The sequence below is a fragment of the Streptomyces sp. NPDC037401 genome, from assembly GCF_055602345.1.
This window is the reverse complement of the sequence record NZ_JBVJWO010000072.1, coordinates 1-9,022: the sequence shown is the minus strand read 5'-3', so window position 1 is coordinate 9,022 and position 9,022 is coordinate 1. Positions and strand designations below refer to the sequence as shown.

Below are 9,022 nucleotides of genomic sequence, written 5' to 3'. Positions count from 1 at the left end.
GGGAGTGACCAGAGGCCGGCGACGTGGGCGGCGGCGAGTTCGCCGATGGAGTGTCCGGTGACGATGTCGGGGTGGATGTTCCAGGATGCGAGGAGCCGGAAGAGGGCGACTTCGATGGCGAACAGGGCGGGCTGCGTGTAGGCGGTCTGGTTCAGCAGCCCCACACCCGGCCCAGACCCCGATCCGGACCCGGATTCGGGTTCCGGCTCGGGCTCACTGTCCGCGAACATCACCTCGCGCAGGGGGTGTTCCAGTAGCCGGTCGAAGTGTGTGCACACCTCGTCCAGCGCTTCGGCGAAGACCGGGAACGACGCGTAGAGCTCCCGTCCCATTCCCGCCCGCTGACTCCCCTGACCGGAGAACAAGAACGCCGACACCGGAGCTGCTGCTGCCGGCGCCGCACCCCGAGTGCGTACGACCCCGGCCGCAGGCTCCCCCGTAGCCAGCGCCCCGAGGCCACGCAGCAGGCTCTCCCGGTCCGTGCCGAGCACGACCGCACGGTCCTCGAAAGCGTCGCGTGACAGTGCCGAGGACAGGGCCACGGCGTGCGCATCCTGCTCCGGGCGTTCGGACACGAACGCATGCATGCGTTCGGCCTGCGCCCGCAGCGCGTCCTCGCCCCGGCCGGAAACCAGCCACGGAATCACGCCGGTCGCGGTGTCAGTCGCGGTGCCGGTCACGTTGTCAGTCGTGGTGCCGGTCGCGGTCGCGTCGGCCGACTGCACCGGCAGCGGCACCCCCTGCAGGACCACGTGGCAGTTGGTGCCGCCCATCCCGAACGAGCTGACGCCGGCGATCGGCGCACCGGGTTCGGGCCAGTCCGTCAGTGACTGCTGCACCCGCAGGTTGAGTTCGTCCAACGGGATGCGCGGGTTCGGCGTCTCGTAGTTGAGACTGGCCGGGATCTCGCCCATGCGGAGGGACAACGCAGTCTTGATCAGCCCGACGATGCCCGCGGCGCCCTCCAGGTGGCCCACGTTGGTCTTGGCCGAGCCGACCGCGAGCGGCAGCCGCCTGTCGGCGCTCGCGCCGAAGACCGCCCCCAGGGCCGAGGCTTCGATGGGGTCGCCGAGGGCGGTGCCGGTGCCGTGCAGCTCCACGTACTGGACGTCCGCGGCGTCGACACCCGCCCGTTCGTAGGCGAGTTGCAGCACCTCACGCTGTGCCGCCGCGCTCGGCACCGTGAGCCCGTCGGTCGCACCGTCGTTGTTGACCGCGCCGCCGCGGATCACGCAGTAGACGGGGTCGCCGTCGGCGAGCGCCCGGGACAAGGGCTTGAGCAGCACGGCGCCGCCCCCCTCGCCGCGGACGTATCCGTTGGCCCGTGCGTCGAAGGTGTAGCAGCGTCCGTCCGGGGAGAGGCCGCCGAACCGGTCCGCGGCGAGGGCGCTTTCGGGCGCGATGTTCAGGTTCACGCCCCCCGCCAGGGCCAGTTCGCAGGCACCCGAACGCAGGCTCTCGTACGCCTGGTGGACGGCGACCAGGGCGGAGGACTGCGCGGTGTCCACGGTGAGGCTGGGGCCGTGCAGCCCGAGGGTGTACGACACGCGGTTCGCGATGATGCCGCGCTGCGTGCCGGTGAGCGAGTGCTGCGTGAGGGCCGGGTGCCCCTGCCGGTTCAGCAGCACCGCGTAGTCGTTCGCGATCGCACCGAAGAAGACTCCGGTACGGCTGCCGCGCGCGTCCCGCAGGGGCATGCCGGCGTCTTCGAACGCTTCCCAGGAGAGCTCCAGCACGAGTCGCTGCTGGGGATCCATCATCGAAGCTTCACGCGGGGATATGCCGAAGAAGGCCGGGTCGAAGCGGTCCACGCCGTCGAGAAAAGCGCCGTGCCGGACCGTGGGAGGCAGCTCCTCGGTGTTCCAGCGGCTCGCCGGCACCTCGCCGACCGCATCGCGGCCGTCCCGGAGCAGGTTCCAGAAGGAATTCTTGTCGGGAGCCTGCGGGAGTCGACACGAAATCCCCACAATGGCAATTGCGTCATCCGGAATTCCGGCCCCAGTGAAACTGCCGCGGGACTGAGACATGCGACCTGATCCCCCTGTACGTGAAGGCACACCAATTGCGATACAACGCAATGCAGTCGCCGACTCTAATCGCGGGATCGCGACCCCCTACACCCCTATTGATCCCCTACTGGGCGGCGTAGGTGTGAGGGGCAGGGGCGGCAGGGTGCGGGAATACGGGTCCCGGGGTCCCGGGGCCCCGGCCCGGTCCCGGCCGGGGGACCCGTACTCCTGCCGGGGACCCGTACTCCCGCCGTCACCTCAGGACGGAGGCAGTTCCACGGACAGTCGGTGGTGGAACACATTGCGTGGATCCCACCGCCGCTTGACCGCCTGGAGCCGCGGGTACGCGCCCTTGTAGTACAGCTCGGACCACGGCACCCCGGAGGTGTTCCACCGGCCGTCCGCGAGGTCGGAGTCCGGATAGTTCAGGTACGCTCCGTCGGCCGCACCGCCGGGTACCGGTACGCCACCGGTGTCGGCGTACACGTCCCGGTACAGCTCGCGCACCCACTGCAGGTGAACGGGGTCCTCGGAGGGCTCCTGCCAGGTCGTCACGTACACGATCTTGAGGATCGAGTCCCGCTGGGCCACGGCGGTCCGGTCGGCCGGGACGGCGTTGACCCTTCCGCCGTACGCGATGAGCGCGACGACCCCGGCCGGGTTGTCGTAGTCGGTGCTCGTCAGGCGGGCGTGGAGGGCGCCGATCTGCCGGTCGTCGAAGCCGCGGCGGGCGTAAGCCGCCTTGATCTTCGCCCGTCCGGTCATGTCGCCGTCGCCGGCGATCCCGGGCCAGCGCGTCGAGTGCAGCCACGGCAGCCGCCGGGTCTCGCTGTGCGGCTGCACTCCCACCCCCTCGGACACGGCCGCCAGGTACGCCCGCAGCCGGCCCTCCGCGTCCCGGGCGGTGGCGTCGAGCTGCGTGGTCATCGCGATGGCGCCGGCCTGCCGACGGGTCAGGGCGAGCACGCTGTACAGGTCGCACCAGGGGGAATCGGGGCCGCTGTGCCGCTCGAACCACCTGCCGTGGTTCCGCACGAGCCTGGCGAACGCGGTCTCGTCCAGGCTCGCCCACGGCCACACCGTCGTGTTGAGGAGCACCTCGGACGGCGGTTGCGGCAGCAGCCGGCCGGGCTCCGGCCGGGTCGCTCCGCCCGGGAGGCCGGCGGACCGCAGCCAGTACCTGACGACCACGCCGAAGTTGCCTCCGCCGCCGCCCGTGTGGGCCCACCACAGGTCGTGGTTCGGATCGGCCGGGTCCCGGGTCGCGACCACGGTCCGTGCGGCACCCGATGCGTCGACGACGACCACCTCCACGGCGTCGAGGTAGTCGACGACCGAACCGTGCAGCCGGGAGAGCGGTCCGTACCCCCCACCGAGGATGTGCCCGCCGGCGCCGACCTCCGGGCACGCCCCGCCGGGAACCGTGACGCCCCAGACCCGGAACAGCGTCTTGTAGACCGCACCCAGCGTGGCGCCGGCCTCCACGACGAACGCGCCGCGCTCTTCGTCGAATCCCACGGCCGACATCGGCGACATGTCTATGACCACACGGACATCGGGATGGGCCACGAAGTCCTCGTAACAGTGACCGCCGCTGCGCACCGCGACCCGCTTGCCCGCCCGAACGGATTCGGAAAGGACTTCTTCGATCTCGGCGGCGGACCCCACCAGGTGAATCTCGTCCGGTTCTCCCACGAAGCGGAGGTTCTCGCCCCTGCGTAAGTCCTCGTACCTGACGTCGCCGGGGGTCACGGGAACGAATCGGCTCATCATGGCTCCTGTTGTCACTCGACTCGGAATCACCTTGTACTGTTGCCGTCGGATCCTAATCCACCGGTCGCGCAAAGGATTTGTGCATTCTCCTGAAAGGAGGGGCGGGATGGCCGCGACGTTGATATCCGGCCTGGTGCCGGCGAGCACATCCACGGCGGAGGCGTTCGGAGACCCCGCGGACGCCCGCCTGTTCCCCGAGGAGACGTACGCGGTCGCACATGCGGTGGAGGCGCGCAGGCGGGAGTTCGCCGCGGGTCGGCGCTGCGCCCGCGCGGCATTGGCCGCCCTGGGCAGGCCGGCCCTGCCCCTGCCGCCGGACGGGCACGGTGCGCCGCGATGGCCGCACGGGGTGGTGGGCTCGCTGACACACTGCGACGGCTACCGCGCTGCCGCGGTGGCCCACCGCGACGACGTCAGGTCTCTCGGAATCGATGCCGAGCCCCACCACTCCCTGCCCGAAGGGGTGTTGGAGGCGGTGACGCTCACCCGCGAGCGCGCCCGCCTCGCCGTGATGGACGGATCGCACCCCGGAGTGCACTGGGACCGCCTGCTGTTCAGCGCCAAGGAGTCGGTCTTCAAAAGCTGGTGCTCCATGACGGGGGACCGCCTCGGCTTCGAAGACGCCGAGGTGGAGTTCGACCCGGAACGGCCGGTCTTCCGTGCGCGCGTTCTGCGCCGGCCCGGCCCGGCCGGCAGGGCACCGAGGACGCTCACGGGCCGCTGGCTGGTCTCCCACGGCCTGGTCCTGACGGCGGTCTCGCTGTAGCGGGGAAGCGAGCGCTTGAGCGGTGCCCAGGCGGAAAGGGCCCCATGGACCTACGGTGGTCGAGAGAGGGGGAGCGCTGATTCCTGCTCGTGAGGAGGCCGGTATGGAGGATCACTTCGTCTGGGTGACGACGCGCCGCATCAAGCCGGGCACCCTGGAGGAGTTCGAGCGGGCGTGGCGCCCGGGTTCCCTCCCGGACGGCCTGCGCCGCGCCTACGCGTACTGGTCCGAGGACGGTGAGGAGATCACCGGCGTGTCACTCTGGGACTCCCGGCAAGCGTGTGACGCGTGGCGGTCCTCGGACGCGGAGAAACGGCGGCGTGAGGTCATGGCGCCGTACGTCGTAGAGGAGCGGGAGAGCTTCCACCGCGGAGGCGAACTCACTCTTCCTTCACGGTAGCCCGTGCCGGTCGAGAACGGCCATGAGCTTCCGCTTGCGTTTCTGGTCGGCGCGCAGGGCGGCCAGGTAGGTGGCGAACTCGGCTTCCGTACCCATTGTGCGATGACAGGCGCGTGCGCTGAGCAGTAGCCGTGCGAGACGTTCGTACGCACTGTCACCGGTCTGCTTGCGCAGGGGCTCGATCCAGCGGAGGTAAACGGTCAGGGCGTCGGCCGGGCGCTGGTCGCGGATCCCGTCTGCCAGGGCGAGCCACTGCCGCTCGTCGGCGTAGCCGTCGGTGGCGGCCTGCCAGGCGGGCTGGAGCTCGTCGTCGTCGATGAGCGCGTCGACCAGCAGAGAGCCGTCCTGCCGGCGACCCTCCCCGGGCCGGGATACGGCCTTCAGTACCTCGAGGGCGCCCGCGCGTTCGGCTCCCTCCCAGATTCCGGCCGCGCGGGCCGTCGTACGCAGATGGCGATAGGCGGCCAGCGAGGGACGGGCGCGCAACACGTTCCGGCGGACCGCGACCGCGTCGGCCGGTCGGCCGGCCCGCTCATAGCGCGCGCAGACGAACGCGACCAGATCGTCGTCCGGCCCCCAATCCGAGACGGACTCCCGCAGTCCGCGCTCCGCCCACTCCAAGGCCTCGCCCGCACGGCCTGCCGTCTCCAGCTCTCCGGCGATCACCAGGTGGGTGTGGCCGTTCGGGGCGAGGTCCGACGCATGGAGCGCGACCAGTGCGTCCACGCTGTCGCGGTCGGCCTTCAGGAGGCGTTCCATGAGGTACTTCTCCGCCCATCCCTTCGGTTTGGCCTGCCGGGCGGCGACTGCCAAGGCGCGGGCCCGGGCCAGGCCCGGGTCACCGAGTACCTCCCGGTAGTCGAAGAGGTCGATGCCGGCGACGTCGTTCGTCTCGTCCAGCAGGCAGCGCACCAGCCACTCGGCGGTCTCCACCGGGTCGGGCCGGGCAGCCCGGCAGGCCGCCAGATGGGCTTCTGCCAGCCGGGCGGCGACGTCCCCGATCAGGCCGTCCGAGTCGTCGATCTCCCCGTACGTGCGGCCCAGAATCCGGAGAGCCTCGCGTGCCACCTCCACCGCGTCCGCCGACCGGCCGTTCGCCGTCAGCGCTCGCAGTGCCGTGACCGCCTCTGCCGCCTGCCGGGCGTAGACGCGGGCGTCGGCGTACTCGACGTAGCCGTAACGGGCGAAGGGGCTGGTGTCGAGGAGGCTGAGAATGCGCTCCCGGACGATGCCCGTGTCGTCTCCCGCGGCGGCCGCACGCAATTCGAGGCGCCGCCGCGCGGCACGGTCATCGGCGAGCTGTTCCCGGACCAGGGCGAGCAGTTCCTCCCGGGTGCGGGACTCCAGCCAGGCATCCAGCAGGCGGCTGCGCGCGGCAGCCGCCGACCGCTGCTGCGGTACGGAATCGGCCTGCCCCAGGACGGCCAGGCCCACCGCCACACAGTGCTTGCAGAAATTGCCTTCCTGACCGTACGGACAGTCGCACCAGCCGGTGAGCCCGCGGTCCTCGTCCTCGGTCAGCTCCACCTCGTAGGCGTGGCTTCCGTCGACGGTGGCGGTGATCGCTTCGTCCCCGACCTCCAGCCGTGAGACCGCGGACAGATAGCCGAGCCCCCGCTCGAAGGAGCGTGCCCCCGCCAGTCGGCGGAGGTCCTTCTCGGTGAAACCCAGAGTACGTGGCACGGCATTCATTCAATCGGACGGGAACCGCCCGCTCCCGCGTTTTGCGGATGGTTCAGCCCTTCAACGGTCCGTGCCGACCTCAAGGATCCGACGGCACCGAGGCGTCGGGGCCCGGAGGAGAGGCCCTCGCGTGCCGTGGCGAATCGCGGAGTGGGTGAGTGAGCTGCTGCGCAAGAGTGAAGATCACGCGCGTCGCCCATCGCACAGCAGTCAGGACCGATACGACGGACCTGTCGGGAGTCGCCCTTCCGCAGCCTGCAGCCCGCAGCCAGCGCCCGCAGCCCGGAAATGGCGGCGCATCTGGTGGAAAGGGATGCCGCTCATGTCTGCACCGTCGACGATCGACCACAACGCCCGCGGATACAGCGTTGAGCTCGCCTATGGGATGGTCCGGGCCGCCGAGCTGGCCTACAAGGACGAGGACGCCATCGAGCAGAAGGCCCGGGAGTGGGGTTTCGACCGGGTGCGCCACCACCACACCCGCTTCACGCCGCCCTTCCCGCTCCAGGACACCCAGGCGTACACCATCGCCAGCGACCGCATGATCATCACAGGATTCCGGGGCACGGAACCGGCCCAGATCCGCGACTGGCTCTCCGACGCCACCACCCCGCCCTGGCCGGGCCCCGCCAAGACGGGCTACATCCACTACGGCTTCGGTGAAGCCCTGGACTCCGTCTTCCCCTCCGTCCGCGACACCCTCACCGAGCTGCGCGACCACGACCAGAGCGTGTGGTTCACCGGGCACAGCCTCGGCGGCGCCCTGGCGATGCTCGCCGGATGCCGTCTCTACCTGGAGGAGCCCCGCCTGCAGGCGGACGGCATCTACACCTTCGGCCAGCCCCGCACCTGCGACCGGCTGCTGGCCGCGGCCTGCAACAAGGGCTTCAAGGACCGGCTGCACCGCTTCGTCAACAACAACGACATCGTCCCCCAGCTCCCGCCCGAGCCCGCGTACACCCACGTCAACACCCTGCGCTACATCGACTCCACCGGCCGCATCCGCACCTCCATGCCCGTGCTCGGTGCACTCACCGACCGGGCCAAGGGCATGACCGCGGACCTCCTCGCACCGGCTGCCGACGCCGTGCGCGACCACGCCGTCAAGCAGTACGTGGCAGCGCTGGAGAAGAACCTCGCCTGACGCCGCCCGGCTACGCGCCCGCCACCCCCGCCGACGACGACTGCCCGTCGGCCGTCAGGCCCTGCTCGCTTTGGCCCACCTGCGGTGCGGCGACACCTACGCTCAACTTGCCGCCGGGTTCGGAATCGGCGTCGCGACTGTCTACCGGTACATACGCGAGGCCATCGAGTCTTGGCCGCTCTCGCACCGGCCCTGGCCGAGGCGATGGAGATGCCCGGGCGAAGGCGTTCGTTATCCTGGACGGCTCGCTGTTGCCGATCGACCGGATCGTCGCCGACACGCCGTACTACTCGGGCAAGCACAAGCGGCACGGCATGAACGTGCAGGTCCTCGCAGACCCGTTCGGCCGACTGCTTTTGGCGTCCCCGGCGCTTCCCGGAGCCACCCACGACCTGACCGCCGCCCGAAGCCACGGAATCGTCGATGCGCTTGCCGCCGCGGGACTGAAGTGCTGGGCGGACAAGGCGTACCAAGGTGCCGGCCGGCACATCCCGGCGGGCGGCGGTCCGCGCCGTCCACCCACGGGCCAGGGAAGCGGGACCACACGGGTTCGGCGAGGGTGAGGCAGGCGGCCGCGCAGGTGCGTGGGTGGCTTCGACCCGGCTACCGGAACTAATCGCAGTGCATCGGGCTTTAGCCCGGTGGTGAAGCGATTCTGAGAAGTGCTCTGACCCGCAGGTCAGAGCGGGCGGTTCTGCTGTTCGATGTACTGGCGGACGATCGAGAGCGGGGCCCCGCCGGCTGACCCGGCGAAGTACGAGCCGGACCACAGACGCTGTGCCCGCCAGTAGTGCCGGACCAGTTCCGGGTATTCCTGGCGGAGCCGGCGCGAGGACACGCCCTTGAGACTGTTGACCAGCTTGGACAGGGCCACCTTCGGCGGGAAGTTCACCAGCAGATGCACGTGGTTGTTCTCGCCGTTGAACTCCACCAGTTCACACTCGAAGTCCTCGCACACGGCCCGCATGATCTCTTCCATGCGCGTCAGGTGCGCGTCCTTGAAGACGTTATGCCGGTACTTCGTCACGAAAACCAAGTGAGCGTGGAGGACGAAAGCGCAGTGCCTGCCAGTACGAATGTTCTGATACTCGGCCATAAACCAACTGTAGTACGGTGACCGGTATGCAGCTCCGGTACTCCTTCCGCCTGTATCCGAACGGTCCTCAGCGTTCCGCGCTGGCAAGGGCGTTCGGGTGCTCGCGGGTGGTCTACAACGACGCCCTGCGGGCTCGTGAGACCGCCCGTGC

Annotated in this window: 8 protein-coding genes and 1 pseudogene; 5 read left to right on the top strand and 4 right to left on the bottom strand. The window is 70.0% G+C overall.

Going from position 1 to position 9,022, the window contains the following annotated elements:
* Positions 1-2,027 (bottom strand): type I polyketide synthase (locus ACZ7H1_RS37130; RefSeq protein ID WP_470792889.1); only part of this gene is annotated, 2,027 nt, incomplete at its 3' end.
* Between the two features lie 240 nt (positions 2,028-2,267).
* Positions 2,268-3,779 (bottom strand): FAD-binding oxidoreductase, encoded by a 1,512-nt coding sequence (locus ACZ7H1_RS37125; protein ID WP_470792887.1) that lies wholly within the window; start codon positions 3,777-3,779, stop codon positions 2,268-2,270.
* 109 nt (positions 3,780-3,888) lie between these two features.
* Here ACZ7H1_RS37125 and ACZ7H1_RS37120 point away from each other — a divergent pair, with 109 nt between their 5' ends.
* Entirely contained in the window at positions 3,889-4,548 is a 660-nt protein-coding gene (locus ACZ7H1_RS37120; protein WP_470792885.1) for a 4'-phosphopantetheinyl transferase family protein, read from the top strand.
* A gap of 103 nt (positions 4,549-4,651) precedes the next feature.
* Entirely contained in the window at positions 4,652-4,948 is a 297-nt protein-coding gene (locus ACZ7H1_RS37115) for a putative quinol monooxygenase (RefSeq protein WP_470792883.1), read from the top strand.
* Here ACZ7H1_RS37115 and ACZ7H1_RS37110 read toward each other — a convergent pair.
* Entirely contained in the window at positions 4,940-6,631 is a 1,692-nt protein-coding gene (locus tag ACZ7H1_RS37110; protein ID WP_470792881.1) for an SWIM zinc finger family protein, read from the bottom strand. The genes ACZ7H1_RS37115 and ACZ7H1_RS37110 overlap by 9 nt on opposite strands.
* A 322-nt stretch (positions 6,632-6,953) precedes the next feature.
* Here ACZ7H1_RS37110 and ACZ7H1_RS37105 point away from each other — a divergent pair, with 322 nt between their 5' ends.
* Positions 6,954-7,775: a lipase family protein gene (locus tag ACZ7H1_RS37105; protein WP_470792879.1), complete on the top strand. Its 822-nt coding sequence runs from the start codon at positions 6,954-6,956 to the stop codon at positions 7,773-7,775.
* Positions 7,708-8,257, top strand: a pseudogene (locus tag ACZ7H1_RS37100) (transposase family protein); the annotation flags it as partial. The gene ACZ7H1_RS37105 and the pseudogene ACZ7H1_RS37100, both read left to right, overlap by 68 nt.
* A 197-nt stretch (positions 8,258-8,454) precedes the next feature.
* Here the strand turns inward: ACZ7H1_RS37100 and tnpA are convergent.
* Positions 8,455-8,871, bottom strand: coding sequence for an IS200/IS605 family transposase (gene tnpA, locus ACZ7H1_RS37095; RefSeq protein ID WP_470792877.1), 417 nt, complete (start codon positions 8,869-8,871; stop codon positions 8,455-8,457).
* A gap of 26 nt (positions 8,872-8,897) precedes the next feature.
* Here tnpA and ACZ7H1_RS37090 point away from each other — a divergent pair.
* The coding region (locus ACZ7H1_RS37090) for a helix-turn-helix domain-containing protein (protein WP_470792891.1) at positions 8,898-9,022 on the top strand (125 nt) is incomplete at its 3' end.